We start from the raw sequence: 25,909 nt of genomic DNA on the forward strand, positions 1-25,909 counted from the left end.
AAGGCCTTGTGGTATAAATATACTGTAAACCATGAGCGGCGCCCGCTAAATTAAAAATTGGTGAGGGACAACCCCGAAAATTGGGCGCCCATTGGGAACGTTTTTGATAAAATTGACGGACGCTGGTTAGCGTCGGCTGGCCGTTTTGCGCGGCCATGCGGGGTGACACGCATTTTGAATGGGGGCCACCATCATTTAAAATTGGACCGTATCAATTTACAAAGTAGTTGACTTTTCTGAAAAATTCCGTATGATAAAAGAATGTAAATTAGAAGTTATGTGATTTACGGATAACATGACGATATGATGTTAACTAGCAGACGAAGGAGTGTAAATTCATGGCAGTAGATTTCGATTCCAAGTCTTACTTGGAAAAAGTTGACGCCTGGTGGCGCGCAACGACTTATCTCTCCGGTGGGATGATTTTCCTTAAGAGCAACCCACTGTTCTCAGTTACTAACACACCAATCCAAAAGGATGACGTTAAGGTTAAGCCTATTGGACACTGGGGTACGATCTCAGGACAAACGTTCCTGTACGCGCACGCTAACCGTCTGATCAACAAGTACGGCTTGAACATGTTCTACATCGGTGGCCCTGGTCACGGTGGTCAAGTAATGGTGACGAACTCTTACTTGGACGGAACTTACACTGACGCCTTCCCAGAAATCACCCAAGACCTTGAAGGGATGTCCCGTTTATACAAGCGGTTCTCCTTCCCAGGTGGTATTGGCTCTCACATGACTGCCCAAACCCCAGGTTCCCTTCACGAAGGTGGGGAATTAGGTTACTCACTCTCTCACGCTACTGGTGCCGTTTTAGATAACCCAGACCAAATTGCCTTCACGGTAGTTGGTGATGGGGAAGTTGAAACTGGTCCAGCTATGACGGCGTGGAACTCCATCAAGTTCTTGAACCCGAAGAACGACGGTGCTGTTTTACCAATCCTGGACTTAAACGGCTTCAAGATTTCTAACCCAACCCTGTTCTCTCGGATGGACGACGAACACTTGACGAAGTTCTTCGAAGGGTTAGGCTGGTCACCTCGATTCATCGAAAACGATGATATCCATGACTACATGGCTTACCACGAAAAGGCTGCTGCAGTCTTTGACCAAGCTATTGCTGACATCAAGCAAATCCAAAAGGATGCGCGTGAAAACGGCAAGTACGAAGATGGTACGATTGCACCATGGCCAGTTGTTCTGGCTCGTTTGCCAAAGGGTTGGGGCGGTCCTACGCACAACCCAGCCGGCGAACCAATCGAAAACTCCTTCCGTGCTCACCAAGTTCCGCTTGGTTTATCCCAAAACAACTTCGACGAATTACCAGAATTCGAAGCTTGGATGAACTCATACAAGCCAGAAGAATTATTCAACACGGATGGGACTTTGAAGGCCGAAGTCGCTGACTTTGCCCCTAAGGGTGACAAGCGAATGGCTGCTAACCCATTAGCTAACGGTGGCCGTGCGCGTGGCGAAAAGCCAGAATTATTAGACTTACCTGACTGGAAGTCTTACGCTAACGACATCAACGAAAGCAACCGTGGGACGAACTTACCAGACGGCAACCGGAACATGGATATGAACGTCTTATCAACGTTCTTCGCCGGTGTGGCTACCAAGAACCCATCTTCATTCCGGATCTTTGGCCCTGACGAAACCATGTCCAACCGTCTTTGGGAAATGTTCAAGATTACCAACCGTCAATGGGAAAGTCCGGTCAAGGAACCAAATGACCAATACGAAGCCCCAGAAGGTCGGATCTTGGATGCCCAATTATCTGAACACCAAGCTGAAGGTTGGTTAGAAGCCTACACGCTGACTGGTCGTCAAGGGGTCTTCACTTCTTACGAATCATTCTTGCGCGTTGTTGACTCCATGATCACTCAGCACTTCAAGTGGATCCGCCAAGCGGCTGCTGAAGACTGGCGCAATGATTACCCATCATTGAACCTGATCTCCACTTCCACTGTGTTCCAACAAGACCACAACGGTTACACCCACCAAGATCCAGGTATCTTAACTCACTTGGCTGAAAAGAAGTCTGACTTCGTTCGCCAATACCTGCCAGCCGATGGGAACAGCTTGTTAGCCGTCTTTGACCGGGCCTTCAAGGACCGTCAAAAGGTTAACCACATCGTTGCTTCCAAGCAACCTCGTCAACAATGGTTCTCCATTGATGAAGCTGAAGAATTGGCAACTGAAGGAATCAAGGCAATCGACTGGGCTTCTACGGTGGCCGAAGGCGAAGATGCTGATATCGTCTTTGCTTCTGCCGGTGTAGAACCAACCATCGAAACCTTGGCTGCTCTTCACTTGATCAACGATGCCTTCCCAGCCGTTAAGATGCGTTACGTCAACGTGGTTGAATTAGGTCGTTTACAAAACAAGAACGGTCAATTGAACGCAGAACGGGCCTTGTCTGATGACAAGTTCAGCTCATTATTCGGTGAATCCGGGACGCCAGTTGTCTTTGGCTTCCACGGTTACGAAGACTTGATCGAATCCATGTTCTACGAACGTCAACACTTAGGCTTACACGTGCATGGTTACCGTGAAGATGGTGATATCACCACCGCTTACGACATGCGGGTTTACTCCGAACTTGACCGGTTCCACCAAGCTAAGGACGCCGTTAGCGTCTTGGTTAACAAGGGTGTGATTGACGAAGCTGCCGCTAAGGCCTTCGATGCTAAGATGGATGAAATCTTGGCTAAGCACTTTAAGGTTACCCGTGACGAAGGTCACGATATCGAAGAATTCACGAAGTGGCAATGGACGCCACTGAAGAAGTAATTCTTCTCTGACCAATTAACTTGAATCCAAAGAAAAGGCCCGCAGACTTCGGTTGGCGGGCTTTTTTGATGGCGTAATGGTGAATCAAGCGAGGTATCGTAGGGGAAAAGGGTAGAGTTGGTGACGTTTTGCGGCGGACTAACCATTTCTGTGATAGACTATAGCTGGATTTAGCGTTTAAATTTAGACATAGATTTGGCGGCGAATTTTCATGAAACGTTGGTGTAACCTCAATCTAGTGCTGGTCGTCGGGCTGATGGGGCTGTGCTTTTTCCTAGAAGACCATCAAGAGACCATGCCTCATTGGCTGGTCATCAATGGGACGTTGGCACTGGTTGTTGTAGTGGGGCGGTATGCCTACCGTCTCTTGACTCAGCCCGCATCCCCGCATGATGCGAGCAAATCAAAACAGGTTTGAGCAATCCAGTTGGACTGCTCAAACCTGTTTTTGGGTACCGAGGTTACTTTAAAGCGTATTTCCGAATAGCGGCGGCCACCCCATCTTCGGCGTTGGTCAAAGTTACCGCATCGGCGGCTAATCCGCGTAAAGCGTTCCCCTTGCTGGCTTCCTTGTTCATGACTTCGATAAAGAAGGGGGTACTTTGAACCACGTAGTACTTGTCGTGGAAGTCTTGTGGAATCAACGGCTTAATGCGATCGATGTTGGCCGGTGAATCAACGAACATGGCTTTGGAGACGGTCACGTCACGGGGCATCTCACCTACGGAACGGTAACGAATCAACATCTTGACCAGGTTGCTTTCAAAGATGGTGTAGGGGTTGATGTCCTTGTTGGCCGTGTAGATATAATCTGGCGTTTCAATTTGGAAGCTGACCTGAAGCTTCCGGGATAGGGCTTCTAAGTCGATGTAATCGTTAAAACTCAACGCGTGGTTGATTAAGACCTTACCGGAAACGGTCTGAGCAACCGCCCCGTTATAGGTTACGGCGTACTGATCATCGCCACTAATGCCGAGCTCCTGAATGTAAGGGGCCACGCCAGTGAGGGGCCGGCCACTGCACAAGACGACCTTGATGCCTTGGGCGGAAGCGGCTTTGACGGCGTCGATGGTGGCGGGAGCGAGTTCGTTCTTTTCGTTTAATAGGGTGCCGTCGATATCGATGGCGATTAATTTAATAGACATGAATTAAGACTCCTTAGGTTGGATGAGTTGGTTGTTTTGAATGTAGCGACTAAAGTCATCGTAGATTGGTTGGAACAGGTCGGGCGCGTCGTCACCGGGGTTTAACATCTCTTTCGGGAAGAAGAAGCGTTGATCGCCGGTGAACTTCCCGCGTAAGGCGTTGACCAGATCCGAAACCGTCGATAGTTCTAGTAAGGAACCATCGGGTTGTTGGATCTCGATTTGGGTTAACGGGTGAGACATCTTAGGGTCGTAGGCGTCGTCGTAGGGTAAATCATAACTGTTATCCGTAGCGGTGTAATAGTCGGTGTTAAACCCGACCGAGGCAATCATTTGCCGTAATGGCGTCAGTAGTTCCCGGGTGTTAGCGGTGTAAACGGCACTCTTCAACGGCTTGCGATCCAAGAAGCGGTGGGCCAGGTCGGCCAAGATGTCGTCGGGCGATTGGCGCCAATGAGTGAAGTAGGTGGTCAACACGCCGTCGTCGAGGTACAGGTAGTCCTGGAGGTCGAATTCGTGGTTAAAGAAGGGCAGTAAGAGGTGGGGAATGAAGCTTTCGTCGCTCTTACCGTTTTGATAGAGGTAGTTGGCCCGCGCCAGTAGGTGATCCAAGATGACTTCCATCGCCCGAGAAACCGGGTGGAAGTAGATTTGTTGGTACATCTGAAAGCGGCTCATCACGTAGTCTTCGACCGCGTGCATGCCGTTCATGGCAAAGGCAATTCCGCCCTTGTAGGGGCGCATCACGCGTAGAATCCGCGTCAGGTCGAAGGTGCCGTATTGTGTGCCAGTATAGTAGGCATCCCGTAACAGGTAGTCCATCCGATCGGCATCGATTTGACTGGAAATCATCTGAACCACCTGCGGATTCGGGTAGGTTTTTTGAATCACGCTAGCGACTTCGGCGGGGAAGGTGGGACTGACCTGCCGCAACACCTGATTAACCTCCGTGGTTGGCGAGGTTAAAATCTCCGCCGTGATGGCTTCGTGGTCGGTGTGAAAGATATGCTCAAAGGTGTGGGAATATGGACCGTGGCCGATGTCGTGGAGCAACGCGGCACACAGGGCCGTGAGTCGTTCGTGATCATCCCAACCGCCATCTCCCGGCGTTTTAGTTGGGTAGTTCCGTTGAAAATTATCGCAGATTTGGCGGGTAATTTCGTAGACCCCCAAGCAGTGCGCAAAGCGCGTGTGCTCGGCACCGTGGAAGACCAGAGAAGCGGTCCCCAACTGCTTAATGCGGCGGAGTCGTTGAAACTCGCGGGTGTTAATGAGGTCTAAGATGACCTGATGACGGACATAGATATAGTTATGCACGGGATCGCGAAGCACTTTCTCGTGGGGTAGACGTGCGGTTGCGTAGGACAACGAAAGAACCTCCTTATTGGGTTAAATTGGGTTGACGGCGGGCCATCTGAGCGGTGGCGTGGGCCAGCGCCGTGGTGAACCGGGGCTGGGTCATGAGACTGGCTAATTTGGCCTGACCGACCCGGACGCCAGTCGCCTGACAGGCGGTGACCAAACGTTGGCGGGCGGCGGCGAGGGTGCTCGGTTGATTGAGGAGCGCCGCCGTGGTGGTCATCACGGCCGGATCAACGTCGGGAAAGTCCCATTGATTGGGTTTCCCTGCTAGTCCGGCGTGATAGAAGTCACGAATGAGCCGGCCGCGGCTGGGCTGATCCCCGTTGACGCTGAGATACAGCATGGTGACCAGGGCATGGGGATTGCGTCGTTGGGACAACCCCGCAATTTTTTGTCCGTTGACACTTAAATCGTAGTCGCCCGGACAGTAGGAGTGGGTGACCTCGAAGTGTTCAATGGTCAATTCCGGCCAGGCTTGGCGGACCAGCGCCAGCATTTGCTCGTAGGCGGCATCCACACTGAGGGGCGGTGTGGTTAAGGGGCTGAACAGCGAGACGTTTAAAATGCCCGCGTCGGCCACCACGGCGAGCCCCCCGGAGTTCCGCAGGACCCAGTTGTACCCGTGACCCTGAACGGCGCGAACAGCGGCAGGGAGGTCGGGGAGACGTTTATCCTTCAGTCCCAAGATGACCGTGGGCGTCATTTCCCAGAAGTGCAGAATGGGTTGGCCCAGTTCCGCCACCAGGTCTAGCAGCGCGTTGGTGTACCCAAACGCTAGATTTTTTTGATTGGCGGGAATGGGAGTATCGAGTGTTTGCAGGGAATCACTTGAAAACGTCAAGGGTTGCATGCAAACCGGCCTTCTTTCCTGAAAAAGTTCTTATCGTTTCATTATACTAGATTTTGGGCGGGACGTCAGGTTGGCGGAACGGTCTAAGGGCTTTCAGTCAGATGAAAGCGGCGTCCACTGCTCACGAGCGGTCTGGTACCGGCTAGTCGCTTGAATGAGCGGCAACGGGTCTTAAAATTGAGAAATAGAATATGTAGGTTTTTACCCTTGAATGGACTATAATTAGGCTTGATATGACTCATGGAAAGGAAGGACCGAGAAATGGATCAACTTTCAGCGGGCGTTCCAGTCGTGATTCACTTGGAAACCCACATTAAGCAGGACCAAGACGTGTCGGACTATAGTTTAGACGTGGATGGTCAATTGGTTCAGGTGGGCGCCAATATGTACTTGCGCTACCTGGAACCCAACGAAGAGACGGGCGAGCAGGTCCCCGTGACCATGAAGTTTACCCCGAACGGGGAGATTCACCTAACCCGTAACGCCGAGGCCGAGTTACGCCTGCACTTTGTCAGTGGTAAGCGGGTCACGGCCCGCTACCGGACGCCGTACGGGATCATGCCCATTGAGACGGTGACCCCGTACCTGGAGGCCGATTTCAAGGAGCGGCCCTTCAGTGGGAACATCAAGATTGACTACCTCCTTTACGCGGGCGAACAATTAGTGGGGAACTACAAGATTCGATTGCATTTTACCGCGTAAACGAGTATTATATTTCGTAGACTGTGGAAAGGACGTGCACCAGTTTGGAATTAAAAGTCTTTGAGGGCCAGAACAAAAAGGAATTATCAATGATCGAGGTTGCCCACGCCATTTTGTCACAACATGGTGACGTGATGGCTTTTGCCGACTTGGCAAACGCCGTACAGACGTACTTGGGCGACAGCGACAAAGAAATTCGGGAACGGCTGTCCCAATTCTATACGGATTTAAACGTTGATGGTAGTTTCATTTCTCTGGGTGATAACCTTTGGGGACTGCGAACTTGGTATCCGTTTGAATCCATCGATGAAGCAACGGTCCACGCCGAAGAAGACGAGGACCAACCTAAGCGCAAGAAACGTAAGAAGGTTAACGCCTTTTTGGCCGACACCACGGATGATGACGACGTGATCGATTACGATGACGACGATCCGGAAGATGATACGGACACGACTTACGCTAACGACGATGACGATGATGATGACACCACGGGTGGCAACAGTACGCCGGACTTAGGTAAGTTGCAAAACGGCTTGGGCTTGGATAACGAAGATGAAGAAGACGATACGGAAGATATTCCGGATGGTATTGAAGATCAGTTATCCCAGATGGACGCCCCGGATGACGACGAAGCCGATGATGATGACGAGGAAGACGACGACTCACAAAAGTAATTGAGACTCGTGCTTGACTTAGCCATTAAAACCAGGTACTATGTTTTTTGGGCTCCTTGCTACTTGTAGTGAGGACAACTGAACGGTTAGCTCCCTATTCCAACGAATAGGGAGCTTTTTATTAGTTTCAGAGCGACCCTAAATTAATCTTACAAGGAGCTAGACAATGACCAAATATATTTTTGTGACTGGCGGCGTGGTTTCATCATTAGGTAAGGGGATTGTGGCAGCCTCTCTCGGTCGGCTATTAAAAAACCGGGGCCTGAACGTAACCATTCAGAAATTTGATCCTTACATTAACGTCGATCCCGGGACGATGAACCCTTATCAACACGGGGAAGTCTTCGTCACCGATGACGGGACCGAAACGGATTTAGACTTAGGTCATTATGAACGGTTCATTGATAACAATCTGAACAAGTATTCCAACGTGACGACTGGTAAGATTTATTCGGAAGTTTTGGAAAAGGAACGCCGGGGCGATTACTTAGGGGCCACGGTACAGGTCATTCCCCACATCACCGGAATGATCAAAGAAAAGATTATGCGGGCCGGCAAGACGTTGGGTGCCGATTTCGTAATTACCGAAATCGGTGGGACCGTTGGGGACATTGAGTCTCAACCCTTCTTGGAGGCTATTCGCCAGATGAAGAGCGAAGTTGGTGACGAAAACGTGGTCTACATTCACACCACGTTGGTGCCATACTTACACGCGGCCCACGAAATGAAGACCAAGCCGACGCAACACTCCGTGCGAGAACTCCGGAGTATCGGGATTCAACCGAACATTTTAGTGGTGCGGACGGAAAAGCCAATCACCGACGACATGCGGCAAAAGATTGCGTTGTTCTGTGATGTGAAGCCGTCGGCCGTGGTTGAATCCATGGACGTGCCAACAATCTACTCGATTCCGTTGCGGTTACAGGAACAAGGGTTTGACCAACTGGTCTTGGACCACTTCAAGGTCGACGCCCCGAAGGCTGATATGCACGCTTGGTCCAAGATGGTCGATCACATGCAGAACCTGAAGCGGACCATCAAGATTGCCTTAGTCGGAAAATACGTGGCCTTGCACGATGCCTACATTTCTGTCGACGAAGCCTTACAACACGCGGGTTATCCGGTGGATGCCAAGATTGATCTGACCATGATTGACGCCGAAAAGATTACGGCGGACAACGTGGCTGACCTGCTGGGCGACACCGACGGGATCATCGTCCCCGGTGGGTTTGGCGATCGGGGGATCGAAGGCATGATTACGGCTATTCGGTACGCCCGGGAACAAGACGTGCCATTCTTGGGGATTTGCCTGGGGATGCAAGTGGCCAGCATCGAATTTGCGCGGGACGTCCTGGGTTACAAGGACGCGAACTCCACGGAAATGGATCCGGACACCCAACACAAGATCATTGACCTGATGGCCGACCAAGCCGACGTTCACGAAATGGGCGGGACGCAACGGTTGGGCCTGTACCCTTGCAAGTTAAAGGCCGGTAGTGTGGCGGCTAAGGCGTACGACAACCAGGACATCATCCAGGAACGTCACCGTCACCGTTATGAATTTAACAACCAGTACCGTGCCGAAATGGCGGCCAAGGGGCTGGTCTTCTCCGGAACGTCACCTGACGATCACCTGGTAGAAGTGATTGAATTGCCAGAAAAGAAGTTCTTCGTGGCGGCGCAATACCACCCAGAATTTCTCTCCCGGCCGAACCGTCCCGAAGGTCTGTTCCGTGACTTTATCGCGGCGGCCAGCAAGGAAGTTCAAGACTAAGTTAAAGCGAATAAGCTAAGGAAAATGCTCGGAGACTGACGATTAACGTCGGTTGCCGAGCATTTTTGGTCTAAAGTAAGTGACCGGTCATACGAGACCTATTTCGGTTGGGGTCAACGGTCGGTCGGGGTATAGTAGGAGTAAGTGGAACTAGCAACAGCTGAGCTCCCTAATCGAATGAGAAAAAGGCGACAAGGGATCGACCGGGGTTATCATTGATTTCTCATAATTTGAAACTTAAACGGAGCGTGTAACCGCTTCAACCCGGTTTTTAGCCGCTTCGGCCCGACTTTTTGGCCTGCCAATATTACATTTTTGCTGAAATCTCGGGAAACGGTTGTCTTTTTGCCGCGCATTATTTATCATTATAGCTGACTGTATGGAGTCATCTATGAGAGATAAGTTTAAGTGAGGATCGCATCACGATGAAAAAAATGATAATTCATGGCGGCCAACGCCTAACCGGAGAGGTTACCATTGGTGGCGCCAAAAACAGCACAGTCGCACTCATCCCGGCCGCAATTTTAGCGGACACGCCGGTTCGTTTTGATATGGTTCCGGATATTCTGGATGTGCACAACTTGATGCTGATTTTAAAATCCATGAACGTCCACTCGACGTTTGAAGACGGGGTCCTGACTATTGACCCGACGGAAATCGTGGAGGCCCCATTACCAAGTAAAGCAATTAAGAGTTTACGTGCATCGTATTATTTCATGGGCTCATTACTGGGCCGGTTCCAACGGGCGACGTTGAGCTTTCCCGGTGGCGACAACATCGGGCCGCGGCCCATCGACCAACACATCAAGGCCTTTAAGGCGTTGGGCGCGGCGGTTAGTGAACGGGACAATACCGTCCACATCACCACCGGCCCCGCCGGCTTACACGGCGCTCAGATCTTTTTGGACGTGGTATCGGTCGGCGCGACCATTAATTCGATTTTGGCAGCGGTTAAGGCCGAGGGAACCACGGTAATTGAAAACGCCGCGAAGGAACCCGAGATTATTGATATTGCCACGTTCTTGAACAATATGGGGGCCCACGTGCGGGGCGCCGGTACCGACGTGATTCGCATCGAAGGGGTTAGCACGTTGCGGGCGATGAACACCCACACAATCATCCCCGATCGGATCGAAGCCGGGACTTATTTGTCCATGGCGGCCGCCGTTGGTGACGGGGTCGTGGTCAAAAACGTGATTCCGGAACATTTGGAATCCTTTACGGCCAAGATGATCGAAATGGGTGTGAATTTGGAGATCGACGAGGACAGTATTTTTGTGCCGCATTCGGAGAATTTAAAGCCGATTCAGGTTAAAACCATGCCGTTCCCCGGGTTTGCCACCGATTTACAACAACCCTTAACGCCGCTGTTGATGTGCGCCAAGGGAAGCAGTGTGGTCATCGATACCATCTATCCTAAGCGCATCAAGCACATCGCCGAATTGCGCAAGATGGGGGCCAACATTCGCTCCGAAAACGATATGATTGTGGTTGATCCGTCCACGCACCTAGTGGGCAGCGAGGTCCAAGCCGGCGAAATCCGGGCGGGAGCGTCGCTGGTGATTGCCGGGCTGATGGCCCAGGGAACCACGGTGATCGATAATGCCGACAACATTCTGCGGGGGTATGACCGCATCGTGCAGAAACTCACGGCGTTGAATGCCGACGTGAGTATTCAAAGCGCAGCCACTTTAGTCGAAGACGGTCAAGATTAGGCATTGCTGAGACTACCGTTTCATGCTATAATGTGACGGTTGACGATTAAAATCAATCTCTGGTCCAGTCAATGGGCTAGGGCAAAAGGAGCGTATTACATTATGAAAAAAGGTATCCATCCAGATTACCGGGAAGTTGTCTTCCAAGACTCTTCAACCGGTTACAAGTTCTTGTCCGGTTCGACGGCAACGTCTGACGAAACGATTGAATGGGAAGACGGTAACACTTACCCATTGATCCGGGTTGAAATCACTTCCGATTCTCACCCATTCTACACGGGTAAGCAAAAGTTTACTCAAGCCGATGGTGCGGTCGACCGTTTCAACAAGAAGTACGGTCTTACCAACAACTAAAGCAAGTATTGAAGCCCTCCTGCCACTGGCAGGGGGGCTTTTTTGTGCCTAAATGGTGAGTCAGACGACCAAGCTTGTGATTTGGCCGGCACCACGCTCCGTGGGGCTCGTAATTGAATGGCAAGGGAACGATTTTTGCGTTTTGCGTCCCATGGCCCGCCTTCTTCGTATACTTTGCCCCAAGACCGTTACTTTTGGGCAAACAATTCGTTGTTTGGGTAGGGAAGGAGGAGCCATGGACTTACGACAATACGAGCAGCTGCTCGACCGGCTAGCAGTCGATTTACGGCAGTATCTTCGCCAACGGGGCGCGGACCCAGAAATCGCCGCAGACGTGGTTCAGGACGTGTTTGTGAAGGTTCTCGAGGCCGATTTATTCTTACCCGGTGATCAACTACGGCCGTATTTATACCGGATGGCCTGGACGACTTACCTGGATGGGTATCGGCGGCGTCGACGCTATCAGGAGTTGGTTAGTCAGTTTTTGGGTCCCGCGATGCCAACCAGTACGGTCATTGAAGCGCCGGTAGCGGACCGGTCCGCACTAGTGACCGCCTTACACCGGTTGAAGCCCCGTGATCGAGATTTGTTAGTGGACCGTTACTTAGCGCAGCACTCAATCAAGCAGTTAGCCGATTTGAACCAGACCACGGTGGCCGCCATCAAGATGCGGTTACACCGTTTGCACCGAAAACTAGAAAAAATGATGAGGAGTCAGCAGAATGAAACCTGAATTAGAGTTAACGACTTTGGTCCGCCGGGTTAAGCGAAAACGTTGGATACTGACCGTGTTAGTGGCGTTAGGGGTGAGTTTGGTAATGTTGGTGGGCGGTTATCAGCTGGTCCAACAGTTGACAAGGCGAGATTCTAATCACCGCAGTGACTATCTGTGGACCATCGCCGAGATTAAAGCGCCGAATATCTTGGCCAACGACCATTACCTGGTGAACCCGACGGCGTTTGGTGGGCAGGTCCTGAGTCACCGCTATAAACGCATCGCCGGACAATCAATCGCCTGGTCTCCGGCGGTTGCGAACTATGCGCTGCGGGGCAGTACCAGTCCGGTGGTCGACCAGACGACGCGAGGACCGCGTGGCGGGCTGTACGACGTGGAGACCCAACAGAAAATACCGGAGTTTTTTAATCAACACCTGACCACGAAAGAAAAGCGGACCCAGGCCATCGTGGAAACCCAGGAACTCGCCCAGGTCGTGCGAACCCGACGGATGGTGGGGGAGGTGGCCCTCACCTTCAAGCGGCCCATGACCTACCGGGAGATTCGCCAACAGCTACCTGCCGGACTGACCGCCGCCTGGTTCTGGATTGGGTTACCCCAGGGGGCCGTGACGCTGGATAATGACTTTCTGGGCGTCCAATCCCGTGACGCAGCAGATGAGGTGACGGGGCGGTTGACGGCGCGGCAATACCGCGAGTTTCGGCAGAAGTTGACCACGGCGGCGCACCGCTATCCGCGGGAGTTGACGATTAACGATTTCTCGCTTTTCCGTTACGGCGGTCAGTACGCTCAGCGCTACCGGTCGTTGGCAACGGCGGAATTTGCCGGCGTAATCGTGACCGGGACCAGTGCGGCGTTTAAAAAGCTAGGGACTCCGCGGTGGGTAGCGGCCAGCTCGGCGGGAGTCGTGGTGCCCCAGGCACCGGTCACGCCGACGTTGCCGAAGTAACGTCAAGCAGCGAGGAAAGCCAGTTTTTTCTTAGGGACACCTATTGACATCCGCCGGAAAGTTGCGTACACTTATTGCAATTAAACCAGCACCTTTAAATTAGTCCTGTGAGACTGAGAAGGGGAACGTGTTTTTTTGAGGAAGTCCCTAACACTCTTTTGCAGGAGCAGTGTGGGGACTTTTTTGTTAGTCCGCACGGGTGGGCGTTTAAGCGTAGAAAGAAGGCAGACCGAAATGGCTCGAGAGATTGTGGACGCGTTGACCATGCGCCGCGCACTGACCCGGATCACCTACGAAATCATTGAACAGAATAAGGGCGTGGGTGACCTGGTCCTGGTGGGCATCAAGACCCGCGGCATCTATCTGGCGCAACGGATCGCCGCACGGCTCCAACAGTTGGAAAACGTGACGGTGCCCGTGGGGACGTTAGATATCACGTTGTACCGCGACGACCAACCGCACACGGTGGACGTGGCGGGACCGGCCCGGGTGACCGGCGCCGACATTCCCGTGGCCATTACCGGTAAGCACGTGATTTTAGTCGACGACGTCCTGTTCACGGGACGCACGGTTCGGGCCGCCTTGGACGAGCTGATGACGTTGGGGCGATCCGCTAAAACGTCATTGGCCATTCTGGTTGACCGGGGCCACCGAGAACTACCGATCCGCCCGGATTTTGTGGGCAAAAACATTCCCACGGCGTTAACTGAACAGGTGGCCGTGCTGTTGACCGAGTGTGACGGTCGGGACGCCATTCAACTTACGCAAGTGACGTAAAAGTGCATAATTAGCCATTTAATTGTTTCCAGAGAGGAACGAAACGGCCGGGACCTAACTGAACTGGGCCCTTTTTGAAGCAGCCGTCGTCTAGCCTTTCTGTAAGCAATTACAGGAAGGCTAGACTTTTTCTTTGGATTAAAACGAAAGGGAGACGGTAATCGTGGTACCAGCAAACAACATAGTGAGTGTGGATCAATTCGATAATCAAGCCGTGATGGCGTTGTTACACCAAGCCCAGGCGTTTCAGGAAGGGGCGACCGTCCGGTTAAACCGACCGACGTTCGCGATGAACCTGTTCTTTGAGAACAGTACCCGGACGCACACCAGTTTCGAGATGGCCGAACGGCGCTTGGGACTTCAGGTCCTGGCGTTTGACCCCAAGACCAGCTCGATGACCAAGGGCGAAAGTTTATTGGATACCTTAAAGACCATCCAAGCCATCGGGGTGGACCTGGCGGTGATGCGGCACCCGCAAAACGCCTATTACCGGCCGCTGGTTCAGGCCGGGCTGGACCTGAGCCTGATCAACGCGGGGGATGGCAGCGGTCAACACCCGTCCCAGTCGTTATTGGACATGTTGACAATTTATCAGGAGTTCGGCCACTTTACCGGGCTAAAGGTCGCCATCGTCGGCGACATCAGTCACTCCCGGGTGGCTCGCTCCAACATGGAACTGCTCACCCAACTGGGGGCCACGGTCTACTTCAGTGGGCCCAAGCGCTGGATCACCGACGACTTTACGGCGTACGGGGAATACCGGTCACTCGACGATTTGGTCGGGGAGATGGATGTTTTGATGTTCTTGCGGGTCCAACACGAACGGTTGACCCAGGACAGCAACGCCGCCTTTGATACGCAGGCCTACCACCAACGCTACGGCTTGACGCTGACCCGGGCCGCCAAGATGCCGGCGCACGCTATCATCATGCATCCGGCCCCGGTCAACCGCGGCGTCGAACTTGCCAGCGAATTGGTCGATGCGCCCCAGTCGCGCATCTTTCAACAGATGACCAACGGCGTGTACGTCCGGATGGCCATGATCGCCCAACTCTTGGCCCACCGTGGCCTACTGACCGTTAATAAATTGGAGGAATCCCGATGACTACCACGTTAATTCGCAACGCCCAAATTCTGCAGCACGATCAACTCCGAGTGGCCGACGTGTTGCTTCAGGATGGCCGCATTCACGCCATCGGTTCCCAGCTGACCGGTCCGGCCGACCAGGTTATTGACGCTCACCACCACTTCTTGAGTCCCGGGTTAGTCGACGTCCACGTGCATCTGCGCGACCCCGGGTTGACCGCTAAGGAAACCATTGAAACCGGGACTTTGGCCGCGGCGCACGGCGGTTTTACCACCATCGGGGCGATGCCCAACGTCGACCCGGTCCCGGATACGCCAGCTAGGGTGGCCGCGATGGTGGCTCGCAACCGCGCCCGCGCGCACGTCCACGTGGCCCAGTACGCCAGCATCACCACGGGCCGGGCGGGGGACCAACTGGTCGACTTCGTCGGTGTCCGGGATGCGGGGGCCTTCGCCGTCAGTAACGACGGGTCCGGCGTCCAGACCGCCGAGACCATGTATCAGGCCATGTGTGGGGCCGCGCGGGCGGGCTTACCGTTAGCCGCGCACGTCGAGGACGACTCGTTGACCCACCACGGCGTGATGAACGCCGGTCCGGTAGCTGATAAACTGGGCCTGCCGGGAATTCCTAACGTCGCCGAATCCGCACAGTTGGCGCGGGACTTGATGCTGGCCGAGGCCAGTGGGGTCCACTACCACGTCTGTCACGTATCGACCGCCCAAAGCGTGCGGTTGATTAGAGACGCCAAGCGCGCCGGGATTCACGTGACCTGTGAGGTGGCGCCGCACCACCTGTTATTGACCGATGCGGACATCACCCAAGACGATCCCATGTTAAAGATGAACCCACCGTTACGTTCCCCGCGGGACCGCGCGGCGTTACTAGCGGGCTTGCTGGATGGCACCATCGACATGATTGCCACCGACCACGCGCCGCACACCGCCGAACAAAAGCAGGGGTCGATGGCTACCGCGGCCTTCGGCATCACCGGGTTAGAGACCGCTTTTGCGCTGCTATACACCCAACTGGTGCAGCCCCGAATCCTGACGCTGGGCCAGTTGGTGAAGCTGATGAGCACCCGCCCGGCTCAACTGTTTGGCCTGAACGCCGGGGAACTTAAGGTGGGCGCTCCCGCCGACCTGGCGCTGTTTGACCTGACGCATCCCTACACGATCGACGCTCAGCAGATGGTCTCCAAGGGTCGGAATTCTCCGTTTATCGGGTGGCGCGTGGTGGGGGCCACGTGCCTGACGGTAGTTGCCGGTAACGTCGTCTATAGAAAGGAAAATTAGTATGCAGCGATACTTAGTTTTAGCGGACGGGACCGTTTATCCCGGAACCGGGTTTGGCGCGTCCGCCACGACCATGGGCGAACTAGTCTTCAACACGGGGATGAGTGGGTACCAGGAATCCATCACCGATCAATCCTATAACGGGGAAATCTTGATGTTTACCTACCCGTTGATTGGCAACTACGGCATCAACCGGGACGATCACGAGTCGATCCATCCGACCTGTCGGGGCGTGGTGGTACACGAGGTCGCCCGCCGGCCCAGCAACTGGCGCTGTGACGAGACGCTGGACGCCTACCTTAAGGCCAACCAGATTCCGGGAATCACCGGGATCGATACCCGCGCCGTCACTAAACATATTCGGACTAAGGGAGCCATGCGCGCGGCCATCGTCGATACGGTCACGGACGCCGTGCACCAACGGCTTCAGCGACCGCTGGATCAGTCCCACGAGGTGGCCGAGAGCTCGACGGTCAACGCTTACCCCAACCCGGCGACCGGCCTTAACGTGGTGGTGGTCGACTTCGGGCTGAAGCATTCGATCTTACGGGAGTTGGCCAAGCGTCACTGTAACCTGACCATTCTGCCGTACAACACCACGGCCAGCGAAATCATGGCGCTCAATCCCGACGGCGTGATGCTGACCAACGGCCCCGGTGACCCCAAGGACGTGCCCGGCGCGCTACCGATGATTCGAGAGATTGAACGCCAGGTGCCGTTATTTGGGATTTGCCTGGGGCACCAACTCTTCGCCCTAGCGAACGGGGCCGATACCTTCAAGATGAAGTTCGGCCACCGCGGGTTCAACCATCCCGTCCGTGACCTGGCGACCGGGAGAATCGACTTTACCTCGCAGAACCACGGCTACGCGGTGGCGCGCGAGTCGTTAGCCCAGACGGCGTTGACCGTGACCCATGAGGAGATTAACGATGGCACCGTCGAAGGCTTATGTCATAATCGTTACCCGGCCTTTTCCGTCCAGTATCACCCGGACGCAGCGCCGGGACCGCACGATGCGGCTCACATTTTTGATGACTTTATCGACTTGATGCACGCCCACCAGACGACGAAAAAGGAGCGTAAGTAATGCCAAAACGCACGGATATTTATAAAATTATGGTGATTGGGTCCGGGCCGATTATCATCGGTCAGGCCGCGGAGTTTGATTATTCCGGCACCTAGGCGTGCCTGGCGCTGAAGGAACTGGGGTACCAGGTGGTCCTGGTCAACTCTAACCCGGCCACGATCATGACCGATAAGGAGATTGCCGACCAAGTTTACCTGGAGCCCATCACCCTCGAGTTCGTCTCGCAGATTCTGCGCAAGGAACACTCCGACGCCATTCTGCCGACGTTGGGGGGACAACAGGGCTTAAACATGGCCATGGAACTCTCGAAGTCGGGTATCCTCGATGAATTGAAAATTGAGTTGCTGGGGACCAAACTCAGCGCTATCGACCAGGCCGAGGACCGTGAACAGTTCAAGGAACTGATGGAAAAGTTGGGCGAACCGGTCCCGGCGTCGAGTAGCGCGACCACGGTGGCCGAAGCACTGGCCTTTGCGCAACAGGAAGGGTATCCGGTCATCGTCCGGCCGGCCTTTACCATGGGCGGTACCGGGGGTGGCATCGCCAACAATGCCGCCGAATTACGGGCGATTGCCGAAAACGGCTTGGCCCTGTCGCCGGTCACCCAGGTGTTGATCGAGCAGAGCATCGCCGGCTACAAGGAAATCGAATTCGAAGTCATGCGCGACGCCGCGGATAACGCGTTGGTGGTCTGTGGCATGGAAAACTTCGACCCCGTGGGGATCCACACCGGCGACTCCATCGTTTACGCTCCGATCCAAACCCTAGCGGACCGCGAAGTTCAGATGTTACGGGATGCGGCCCTACGCATCATCCGGGCGTTGAAGATCGAGGGGGGCTGTAACGTCCAGCTGGCCCTCGACCCGCAGAGCTTTCAGTACTACGTGATCGAGGTCAACCCGCGGGTCAGTCGCTCGTCGGCCTTAGCCTCGAAGGCCACCGGGTACCCGATCGCCAAGATGGCCGCCAAGATTGCGGTGGGCCTGCACCTCGACGAGATCAAGAACCCGGTCACCGGGACCACCTACGCGCAGTTCGAACCGGCGCTGGACTACGTGGTCTGCAAGATTCCGCGCTGGCCGTTTGATAAGTTCACCCAGGCTGACCGGCGGCTAGGGACCCAGATGAAGGCGACCGGAGAGGTCATGGCGATTGGCCGAAATATCGAAGAGGCCACGTTGAAGGCCGTGCGGTCGTTGGAGATCGGCGTGCACCACTTGGCCGAGCCGGCGCTAAGCACGGTCGACCAGGCCACGCTCGAAGATAAGCTGGTCCACGCCCAAGACGACCGGTTGTTTTACCTGGCCGAAGCCCTGCGCCGCGGCTATTCACTGGACCGCCTGCACGAGCTGACGCAGATCAACGTCTTCTTCCTGGATAAACTCCTGCACATTATTGAATTGGAACACGCCCTGAGCGCTCACGTGGACGATTTAGCGGTTCTGACCACGGCGAAACGCAACGGGTTTGCCGACGCGACGGTGGCCGACCTCTGGCACGAAACCGCTGATCAGGTCCGGAATTTCCGAGCGGCCCATCACCTGACGCCGGTCTACAAGATGGTCGACACCTGTGCCGGGGAATTTGCCTCCAGCACGCCGTACTTCTACGGCACCTACGAACAGGAAAACGAAAGCACGGTTAGCGACCGGCCGTCCGTTCTGGTCCTGGGGTCCGGTCCGATTCGCATCGGCCAGGGGGTGGAGTTCGATTACGCCACGGTCCATTCGGTCAAGGCGATCCAAAAGGCCGGCTACGAGGCCATTATCATGAACAGCAATCCCGAGACCGTGTCGACCGACTTTTCCGTCTCCGACAAATTGTATTTTGAACCGTTGACGATTGAAGACGTCTTAAACGTGATCGACCTCGAACAACCGTTGGGGGTCATCGTCCAGTTCGGCGGGCAGACCGCCATCAACTTGGCGGCTTCGCTGGAACGTCACGGCGTCAAGATCTTGGGGACCAGTGTGGCCGACGTCAACCGGGCCGAAGACCGAGACGCCTTTAACCGGGTGATCGAAGACCTGCGGATTCCCCAACCGGCGGGCGACACGGCGAGTGACGAAGCTACGGCCCTGGCGATTGCCGACCGTATCGGCTACCCCGTGTTAGTGCGTCCCAGCTACGTGTTAGGGGGCCGAGCCATGGAAATCGTGACGCGGCGTGCCGACCTCGACCACTACATGCATAACGCGGTTCAGGTGTCCCACGACCATCCGGTGCTGATCGACCGGTACCTGGTGGGCAAGGAATGCGAAGTGGACGCGATTTGCGACGGGGAAACGGTGTTGATTCCGGGCATCATGGAACACATCGAACGCGCCGGGGTCCACTCCGGTGACTCGATGGCGGTCTATCCACCACAGTCTCTATCAGCGGCGGTCCAGGATCAAATCGTGACCTACACGGAACGGTTAGCCAAGGCGTTGAACTGTATCGGCATGATGAACATCCAGTTCGTGGTTCACGCCGAACAGGTTTACGTGATTGAGGTCAACCCCCGAGCCAGCCGGACGGTGCCGTTTCTAAGCAAGGTCACCGCCATCTCGATGGCCCAGGTTGCGACCAGAGTGATTCTGGGACAATCGTTGCGCGACCAGGGGTACCACAACGGTCTGGTCCAGCCGGGCGCGTTGGTTCATGTGAAGGCTCCGGTCTTCTCGTTCTCCAAGCTCAACCGGGTGGACAGCCTGTTGGGACCGGAAATGAAGTCGACCGGGGAGGTCATGGGCAGCGACCGGACGCTGGCCAAGGCCCTCTACAAGGCCTTCGAGGCGGCCAAACTCCACGTGCCGAGTCACGGTAACGTCCTGATTACCGTCCGCGATGCCGATAAACCGGAAGCCGTGAAGTTGGCCCGGCGCTTCCATAATCTGGGGTACCAACTGTTAGCGACGCCGGGGACGGCGGCCTGCCTGACGCAAAATCAGTTGCCGGTCCGGGTGGTCGATAAGATTAAGACCGGCGAACACGACCTCTTACAACAAATGGAGGCCGGCCAGATTCAGGTGGTGATCAACACCATCTCGGATGAGAGCCACGCGGCCGACGACGGCGCGGTCATTCGTAACACGTCGATCGCCCACGGGGTGCCGCTGTTTACGGCACTGGATACCGTGGCGGCCATTCTGCAGGTACTGGAATCCCGGTCATTTGTGACACAGGCGCTGTAAAAGCGGACCGACGAACACACGGCAACAGCCAACGATGGCACGATAAATGCATATAATAGGAGGAAACGATGGGACGATTAAGTGTGAATTTAGCGGGCGTGACCCTACAAAACCCGGTGATGCCGGCTAGCGGGACCGCGGCATACGGTCAAGAACTGGCGCAAAAATTGGATTTGAACGCTTTGGGCGGCTTGGTCATCAAGTCGACCACGGCGGAACCGAAAGTGGGCAATCCGCGACCGACCACGGCGGCCACCACGGCCGGGTGGTTGAACGCCATCGGGTTGAAGAACCCCGGGGTGGCCAACGTGGTGCACGAAAAGCTGCCCTGGTTAGCGACCCATTACCCCACGTTACCCGTGGTGGGGAGTGTGGCCGGTGCGAGCTTTGAGGAATATGTGAGCGTGGCGCGCCAACTGGATGCGGTGCCCAATGTGCGGCTGCTGGAGATCAACATTTCCTGCCCAAACGTGGCGCACGGCGGGCTGGCGTTCGGGACGGACCCGCACACGGTCGAAACGTTGACTCGCGAGATTACGGCGGCGGTGACCAAGCCGGTTTTCATGAAGTTAACGCCCAACGTGACGGATATCGTCCCGATTGCCTTGGCGGCCGAAGCCGGTGGCGCTGACGGTCTGACCATGATTAACACGTTGACGGGGATGGGGATTGACTTAGCCACGCGCAAGCCCATCCTGGCTAACGGGACCGGCGGCTTGTCGGGCAAGGCCATTCACCCGTTGGCTGTGCGGATGATTCATCAGGTTCGTCAGCACACCCGCTTACCCATCATTGGTGTGGGGGGCGTCTTTACCCCCGAAGACGTGCTGGAATTTTATCTTGCCGGCGCTAATGCGGTGGAAGTCGGGGCGGCAACCTACGGGACACCCACGGCTTGCATCGATATCGTGCGCGACCTGCCCGCTACGCTGGATCGCTACGGCATTGCTAGTCTGCAAACGTTAATCGCACAGGTTCAGGGTTAAGTTCGGCCAGGTCGGTGGTTGGAAAAATAAAGCGCTGCTGGTGGACTTCCTTCCCCGCGATGCGGTAGAATCAAGGAGACTTGAGGAAGGGAGCCTGGGGATATGCCAGATGCACCAAGAAAAAAGACCCGTCGTCGGTGGTGGGGGACCTTACTATTTCTGCTCTTGATTCTGGTGTCGCTGGGGTTAATCTTCAACGAACAGATCAAGACCTGGATGGTGTCTTCCTACCAGCCCAAGGTGACGGCCGGATCGGTTCGGCAGAATCAAAAGAAAAAGGCATCGTACGATTTTAAAAAGGTTAAATCGCTGGACTTCTCGACGGTGGCGAAGGCCCGGTTAAACTCCAAGGCCATTCACGTGGTGGGGCAGATTTATCTGCCCCAATCGGATATTCACCTGCCGATTGCGAAGGGGGTCAGCAATCAGGTCTTAGCGCTCACCGCCGGTACCATGCGCGCAGACCAGAAGATGGGTCAGGGAAATTATCCTCTGGCCGGGCACCACATGGTATCGCACACGATTCTGTTCAGCCCGTTGTATTTTAAGACGCAGGTGGGCCAGAAGATCTACCTGACCGATGCCGCAAAGGTCTACGAATATCGGGTAACGGTTCGGAAATTTATTCCGGCGACGGCGGTTCAGGTCGTCGCGCAGACCAAACAAAAGCTGGTGACCCTGATTACCTGTGACGCCACCGGGGCTAACCGGTTGATGATTCGCGGTAAATACGTCAAACAGATGCCGTATAAGCAGGCGCCCTTAAGCGTCCGGAAGGGCTTTGCCGGTAGTTTCAATAATCGTTATTAAGAAGAAAACGCTCAGCAGAAATCTGCCGGGCGTTTTTAATTGTATAACCAAGAAACTGTTTTACACTATAATTCGTGACGCTGTGACTGTTAATTAATTTTTAATCTGGCGATAAAAAAATAATTGAAATCAGTTAGTTTGGTTGACGATTAATCCTAAAACGCGGTCTGACGGGGATTGATAAGTCCATGAAGTGGCGGGTCGAATCATTTATAGAATGCTCAGTTATCAAATTATAATTGTTTTTGTTGCACATATGATAAATTGTGGACAAAAAGTTATCGTCATGGTATTATACTTATGAATCATCGATGACTTCAAAGAACATTAATTAAAAGCCTAACCGATAGAACCTTTAAAACGCTAAAGTGATCGGCAGATTAAAGAGAATTGATTAGACGCCAGCTTGTTTTTAGGCCTGCGGGCTTAGGGATGGGGATTGTGATGCGAATTCGATATATTTGTCTACTGCTGTTGAGTTTCGCCACGCTAGCCTGGGGCATGAGTTCTCCGGCGCAAGCGGCGACGGACATTCAACAATCGCAGTACGAGGTGCGATTAACACCACCGAATCAACTCCTGACTGGGAGTGACGGTGCGGTGATTGACGGGAGCGAAGGTGATGCCGGTCAACCAAGTACCGGTAACACGACCAGTCAGGGCACCAACGCTGCTACGGGCAATCAAGCCCCCGTCACGGCAACGCAGTATGCGGATGCCAGTAAGACGCCGCTAAGCGGGCGACTCCCGCAGCTGTCGGAACAGCAATGGACCGGATTCGGATTAATTGGTGTGATTATCATGGCACTATTGTTGGGGATATGGAAGCTGAGCCGGAAAACCCGGCGTTCATAAAAATGAGGAGTGTATTCTATTATGACTAAGAAGACTTTACAATTACTCGCTACTGTTGCTGCTGTTGCTGGGATGAGTTTTGCGGCTACCACGGCGCACGCCGCTGCGGATTCTGCTAGTTCTACTACGACGGCTAAGGTGACGTTGGAAGCTGGTTCGGTTGATCCTGAAAAGCCTAGTGCCGGGGGAATCGAATTGGTTTCTGCACCTAATTTAGTTTTTGAAAATGTAACGTTGGACGGGGCAACGACGCAAACCACTAAGCAAACTGGTGCGGTAGATCCAGTTGTCATTAAGAACCCAGGGGTTGCCAGTGGGTGGAACGTCACAGTGGCCAACACGGCCTTTGGTACGGAAGCTGATGGAGCGGGTGACACGATTAAGGCCGGGACGATGACCTTAACCAGCACAACGCCAACCACTACGAACACCGATACAACGGACACTGCTAACACACCAACAGCTCAAACGGTTGAATTGCCGACTGAAGGAACTACGGCTAAGCCGGTTGCGTCTGCCGCTCTTAAGGCCGGGGTTGGGACTTGGAACGTCAACTACTCAAATGCTGCATTAACGGTTCCTGCCAACAACGTTGCCGGGGCTTACACGTCCAACCTGACTTGGACGTTGACGAACGCGCCAGCTTAAGCTAAATAGCAAGGAGGCCTCACAATGAAGCGTTGGATGCTAATACTTGTGGCCTCGTTAGCACTCGGAGCGGGTTGGCCGTTAGCCAGGGCTTCTGCGAGTACGGACAGTAAGACGACCTCCGCGAAAGTGACGGTAAAGTCGGATTTAAGTACTGATCCAGTTCCACCAGTTGATCCAGATGGTTCTGGTAATCCGTTTCCAGGGGATTCGAATGATCCGAACAACCAGGGAACCGGGTCACGCGGACATCTAACGCTAGACTATATTTCAAATTTGAAATTTCAACAGCAGGGGATTACGGGGAATTTTATTACCGCGACCGCGACCAATTCTCGGGCGTTCGTTCAGATTAGTGACCGTCGGGGAACCGGAAAGGGCTGGAGCTTGATGCTCAAGCCGGAACCCCTGGTGGGGCAACAGGATGCCTCGACGATTACCGCGGCGACCCTGTCTTTGGGATATGCTTATTTCCTATCTAGTGGCGCTAATATTACCAAAGCACCATCTTTCGTGGCTAAGTCGGCTTTACCGATGAATAGTTACTCGTTGGTTGCCCGCGCCCAGGACGTTCCTGGCGATCGGCAAGGGATGGGCACCTGGTTACTACGGCTGAACACCAAGTCGACGGACCCAGTGAGCCTGGAGGTTGCATCGTCAGCGGTGACGGCGCAACAAACCTACAAGGGAACCCTCTCTTGGTTACTAACGGATACGCCACAATAAGTTATTTACAGATATGAGACGATGGTTTGTTCTGCAAACCATCGTTTTTGGGTTCACGGCCGTTTGCCGGGTGACGTCTAATATGAAATAGATAATAACTCCGGTAAGACACCGGTGTGTGGATTTGCTATAATGAAGGCAAATTAGGAAAAGTTGGAGGCAATTGAAAATGAGACGTTTTGGGCAGTGGCTATTAGCTTTAGGAACCATTCTGCTTGCGTTTGGGGGTTACCAGCAGATAGCCCATGCGGAATCTGTCGGGTACACCGTTAACGCGGTCTTACCCAAAAACCAGGATGATTCGACAGCAACTTATTTTGCCTTACGCATGAAACCGAGTCAGCAACAGAAGTTGTCGGTTGTGATTACGAATCAAACGAAAAAAACACAGCGCTTTCAAGTACGAGTTAACCAGGCCATCACCAACGAAAACGGGGTCATTGACTATAGTCAAAGTCAGCCCACCCTGGACAGCTCGTTAAAGACGGGGATCAAGGATATCTTCGCCAAGCAAAGCTTACCCACGGTGACGGTTCCCGGCAACCGGTCGAAAACGGTTTCTTTGCAAGTTAAGATGCCGGCCAAGAAGATTAATGGGATGATTCTGGGGGGCATTAACGTCCAGAAACTCAGTAACACGGATAAGAAGGCCAAGAAAGGGGTTATGATCAATAATCGCTTTGCCTACGTGATTGGGTTGCGGCTACGCGAAGCCAGCGTCGATGTGGCCCCGAACATGAACCTGTTAGCCGTTGAAGCGGGCCAGACCAACTCATTGAACCAGGTCAAGGCCCAGTTGCAAAACCCGGAACCGGGGATCATGAGCAACCTCAAGGTTAAGGCCCACGTGACCAAACAGGGCGACAGCAAGGTCATCTTAAAGAACGAAAAGTCCAATATGGCCATGGCACCGAACAGTAATTTCAAATACGCGATTCCTTGGGGCAACACCCAGTTGAAGGCGGGAACCTATACGTTAACGCTGGATGCCACGGCCAAGGGCGGGTATCACTGGCACTTCGTTCGTAACTTTACGATTACCCAGAAGCAGTTGAATAAGTTAGCGAACAAATTTAACCAGCCCCAACAAAAGAGCTACTTCTGGTGGTTCGTCGGTGGGGGCCTCATTATTTTGATTCTGTTAGCCATCATTCTGTACCTGTTGTGGAAGAACCGGCGTAACCGGAACGAAGAAGATTCGGCAGAATAAGTTGCACGTAACGATTGAACGACGTTGACAAAACGTCGTTTATTTTGGACATATAATTCAGCGTGTTAATTTTAATGATAACAATAAAATTCACGGGTAATTTAATTGTGTTGCGAGGTTAGGCCGGGCACTAGCCACGTTGAGCTTACCGGTCACGGATATCGGATGACCGGCAACCGGTGGGTGGTTACGGTGA

General features: G+C 53.9%; 21 protein-coding genes and 1 pseudogene. 19 read left to right on the forward strand and 3 right to left on the reverse strand.

The genetic code is table 11. The annotated features are described in order from the left end of the window. Window positions 1-338 precede the first annotated feature (338 nt). Entirely contained in the window at window positions 339-2,798 is a 2,460-nt protein-coding gene (locus RI501_RS03705; RefSeq protein ID WP_313820414.1) for a phosphoketolase family protein, read from the forward strand. Window positions 2,799-3,259: 461 nt separating this feature from the next. On the opposite strand, the gene RI501_RS03710 is transcribed toward RI501_RS03705, so the two are convergent. Genes RI501_RS03710 through RI501_RS03720 form a run of 3 tightly spaced genes read right to left on the reverse strand, consistent with a single transcriptional unit; the run spans window position 3,260 to window position 6,155 of the window. Next, a complete protein-coding gene (locus RI501_RS03710; RefSeq protein WP_313820415.1) occupies window positions 3,260-3,943 on the reverse strand; it encodes an HAD-IIB family hydrolase in 684 nt (227 codons plus the stop codon). A 3-nt stretch (window positions 3,944-3,946) separates the two neighbouring features. Continuing rightward, the gene (locus RI501_RS03715; RefSeq protein WP_313820416.1) at window positions 3,947-5,311 is read right to left on the reverse strand and encodes an HD domain-containing protein; all 1,365 of its coding nucleotides are present in this window, start codon (window positions 5,309-5,311) and stop codon (window positions 3,947-3,949) included. Window positions 5,312-5,324: 13 nt separating this feature from the next. Continuing rightward, entirely contained in the window at window positions 5,325-6,155 is an 831-nt protein-coding gene (locus RI501_RS03720) for a lipoate--protein ligase family protein (protein ID WP_313820417.1), read from the reverse strand. Between the two features lie 261 nt (window positions 6,156-6,416). Here RI501_RS03720 and RI501_RS03725 point away from each other — a divergent pair, with 261 nt between their 5' ends. The 18 genes and pseudogenes from RI501_RS03725 (at window position 6,417) to RI501_RS03810 (ending at window position 25,713) form a co-directional block, all read left to right on the forward strand. Then, the gene (locus RI501_RS03725) at window positions 6,417-6,857 is read left to right on the forward strand and encodes a YwiB family protein (RefSeq protein ID WP_313820418.1); all 441 of its coding nucleotides are present in this window, start codon (window positions 6,417-6,419) and stop codon (window positions 6,855-6,857) included. A gap of 44 nt (window positions 6,858-6,901) precedes the next feature. Then, the gene (rpoE, locus tag RI501_RS03730; protein WP_313820419.1) at window positions 6,902-7,531 is read left to right on the forward strand and encodes a DNA-directed RNA polymerase subunit delta; all 630 of its coding nucleotides are present in this window, start codon (window positions 6,902-6,904) and stop codon (window positions 7,529-7,531) included. A 166-nt stretch (window positions 7,532-7,697) separates the two neighbouring features. Continuing rightward, window positions 7,698-9,305 carry a CTP synthase gene (locus tag RI501_RS03735; RefSeq protein WP_313820420.1) on the forward strand — a complete coding sequence of 536 codons (1,608 nt, stop codon included), beginning with the start codon at window positions 7,698-7,700 and terminating at the stop codon, window positions 9,303-9,305. Window positions 9,306-9,730: 425 nt separating this feature from the next. Continuing rightward, entirely contained in the window at window positions 9,731-11,020 is a 1,290-nt protein-coding gene (locus RI501_RS03740; RefSeq protein ID WP_313820421.1) for a UDP-N-acetylglucosamine 1-carboxyvinyltransferase, read from the forward strand. A 102-nt stretch (window positions 11,021-11,122) separates the two neighbouring features. Further along, a complete protein-coding gene (locus tag RI501_RS03745) occupies window positions 11,123-11,374 on the forward strand; it encodes a type B 50S ribosomal protein L31 (protein WP_313820422.1) in 252 nt (83 codons plus the stop codon). Window positions 11,375-11,609: 235 nt separating this feature from the next. Next, window positions 11,610-12,107, forward strand: a complete 498-nt coding sequence (locus tag RI501_RS03750; protein WP_313820423.1) for an RNA polymerase sigma factor — start codon at window positions 11,610-11,612, stop codon at window positions 12,105-12,107. Next, entirely contained in the window at window positions 12,097-13,059 is a 963-nt protein-coding gene (locus tag RI501_RS03755) for a sigma factor regulator N-terminal domain-containing protein (RefSeq protein ID WP_313820424.1), read from the forward strand. The genes RI501_RS03750 and RI501_RS03755 overlap by 11 nt, the downstream gene beginning before the upstream one ends. Window positions 13,060-13,293: 234 nt before the next feature. Continuing rightward, window positions 13,294-13,836 carry a bifunctional pyr operon transcriptional regulator/uracil phosphoribosyltransferase PyrR gene (pyrR, locus tag RI501_RS03760; RefSeq protein WP_313820425.1) on the forward strand — a complete coding sequence of 181 codons (543 nt, stop codon included), beginning with the start codon at window positions 13,294-13,296 and terminating at the stop codon, window positions 13,834-13,836. A gap of 163 nt (window positions 13,837-13,999) precedes the next feature. Next, window positions 14,000-14,941: an aspartate carbamoyltransferase catalytic subunit gene (locus tag RI501_RS03765; RefSeq protein WP_313820426.1), complete on the forward strand. Its 942-nt coding sequence runs from the start codon at window positions 14,000-14,002 to the stop codon at window positions 14,939-14,941. Then, window positions 14,938-16,215, forward strand: coding sequence for a dihydroorotase (locus RI501_RS03770; protein WP_313820427.1), 1,278 nt, complete (start codon window positions 14,938-14,940; stop codon window positions 16,213-16,215). Before RI501_RS03765 ends, RI501_RS03770 begins: the two co-directional genes overlap by 4 nt. Window position 16,216: 1 nt before the next feature. Continuing rightward, window positions 16,217-17,302 (forward strand): carbamoyl phosphate synthase small subunit, encoded by a 1,086-nt coding sequence (locus RI501_RS03775; protein WP_313820428.1) that lies wholly within the window; start codon window positions 16,217-16,219, stop codon window positions 17,300-17,302. After that, window positions 17,302-20,478: pseudogene (gene carB / locus RI501_RS03780) on the forward strand (carbamoyl-phosphate synthase large subunit). Before RI501_RS03775 ends, carB begins: the two are co-directional and overlap by 1 nt. Before the next feature lie 68 nt (window positions 20,479-20,546). Beyond that, window positions 20,547-21,464, forward strand: a complete 918-nt coding sequence (locus tag RI501_RS03785; protein ID WP_313820429.1) for a dihydroorotate dehydrogenase — start codon at window positions 20,547-20,549, stop codon at window positions 21,462-21,464. A gap of 102 nt (window positions 21,465-21,566) precedes the next feature. Beyond that, window positions 21,567-22,274, forward strand: coding sequence for a class A sortase (locus RI501_RS03790; RefSeq protein WP_313820430.1), 708 nt, complete (start codon window positions 21,567-21,569; stop codon window positions 22,272-22,274). 444 nt (window positions 22,275-22,718) lie between these two features. After that, window positions 22,719-23,129: a hypothetical protein gene (locus RI501_RS03795; RefSeq protein ID WP_313820431.1), complete on the forward strand. Its 411-nt coding sequence runs from the start codon at window positions 22,719-22,721 to the stop codon at window positions 23,127-23,129. Window positions 23,130-23,150: 21 nt separating this feature from the next. Then, on the forward strand, window positions 23,151-23,777 hold the full coding sequence (locus tag RI501_RS03800; protein WP_313820432.1) for a WxL domain-containing protein: 627 nt from the start codon (window positions 23,151-23,153) through the stop codon (window positions 23,775-23,777). A gap of 24 nt (window positions 23,778-23,801) precedes the next feature. Then, window positions 23,802-24,503, forward strand: a complete 702-nt coding sequence (locus RI501_RS03805; protein ID WP_313820433.1) for a WxL domain-containing protein — start codon at window positions 23,802-23,804, stop codon at window positions 24,501-24,503. Window positions 24,504-24,672: 169 nt separating this feature from the next. Next, window positions 24,673-25,713, forward strand: coding sequence for a DUF916 and DUF3324 domain-containing protein (locus RI501_RS03810; RefSeq protein WP_313820434.1), 1,041 nt, complete (start codon window positions 24,673-24,675; stop codon window positions 25,711-25,713). Window positions 25,714-25,909 lie beyond the last annotated feature (196 nt).

The sequence above is a fragment of the Levilactobacillus zymae genome, assembly GCF_032190635.1.
In the GTDB taxonomy this organism is placed as follows: domain Bacteria; phylum Bacillota; class Bacilli; order Lactobacillales; family Lactobacillaceae; genus Levilactobacillus; species Levilactobacillus zymae_A.

Excerpts from the sequence above, each read along its gene's own strand:
- RI501_RS03705 (WP_313820414.1), top strand. The coding sequence starts at position 339 with ATGGCAGTAGATTTCGATTCCAAGTCTTACTTGGAAAAAGTTGACGCC.
- RI501_RS03710 (WP_313820415.1), bottom strand. The coding sequence starts at position 3,943 with ATGTCTATTAAATTAATCGCCATCGATATCGACGGCACCCTATTAAAC.
- RI501_RS03720 (WP_313820417.1), bottom strand. The coding sequence starts at position 6,155 with ATGCAACCCTTGACGTTTTCAAGTGATTCCCTGCAAACACTCGATACT.
- RI501_RS03725 (WP_313820418.1), top strand. The coding sequence starts at position 6,417 with ATGGATCAACTTTCAGCGGGCGTTCCAGTCGTGATTCACTTGGAAACC.
- RI501_RS03735 (WP_313820420.1), top strand. The coding sequence starts at position 7,698 with ATGACCAAATATATTTTTGTGACTGGCGGCGTGGTTTCATCATTAGGT.
- RI501_RS03740 (WP_313820421.1), top strand. The coding sequence starts at position 9,731 with ATGAAAAAAATGATAATTCATGGCGGCCAACGCCTAACCGGAGAGGTT.
- RI501_RS03745 (WP_313820422.1), top strand. The coding sequence starts at position 11,123 with ATGAAAAAAGGTATCCATCCAGATTACCGGGAAGTTGTCTTCCAAGAC.
- RI501_RS03750 (WP_313820423.1), top strand. The coding sequence starts at position 11,610 with ATGGACTTACGACAATACGAGCAGCTGCTCGACCGGCTAGCAGTCGAT.
- RI501_RS03755 (WP_313820424.1), top strand. The coding sequence starts at position 12,097 with ATGAAACCTGAATTAGAGTTAACGACTTTGGTCCGCCGGGTTAAGCGA.
- pyrR (WP_313820425.1), top strand. The coding sequence starts at position 13,294 with ATGGCTCGAGAGATTGTGGACGCGTTGACCATGCGCCGCGCACTGACC.
- RI501_RS03770 (WP_313820427.1), top strand. The coding sequence starts at position 14,938 with ATGACTACCACGTTAATTCGCAACGCCCAAATTCTGCAGCACGATCAA.
- RI501_RS03775 (WP_313820428.1), top strand. The coding sequence starts at position 16,217 with ATGCAGCGATACTTAGTTTTAGCGGACGGGACCGTTTATCCCGGAACC.
- RI501_RS03785 (WP_313820429.1), top strand. The coding sequence starts at position 20,547 with ATGGGACGATTAAGTGTGAATTTAGCGGGCGTGACCCTACAAAACCCG.
- RI501_RS03790 (WP_313820430.1), top strand. The coding sequence starts at position 21,567 with ATGCCAGATGCACCAAGAAAAAAGACCCGTCGTCGGTGGTGGGGGACC.
- RI501_RS03795 (WP_313820431.1), top strand. The coding sequence starts at position 22,719 with ATGCGAATTCGATATATTTGTCTACTGCTGTTGAGTTTCGCCACGCTA.
- RI501_RS03800 (WP_313820432.1), top strand. The coding sequence starts at position 23,151 with ATGACTAAGAAGACTTTACAATTACTCGCTACTGTTGCTGCTGTTGCT.
- RI501_RS03805 (WP_313820433.1), top strand. The coding sequence starts at position 23,802 with ATGAAGCGTTGGATGCTAATACTTGTGGCCTCGTTAGCACTCGGAGCG.
- RI501_RS03810 (WP_313820434.1), top strand. The coding sequence starts at position 24,673 with ATGAGACGTTTTGGGCAGTGGCTATTAGCTTTAGGAACCATTCTGCTT.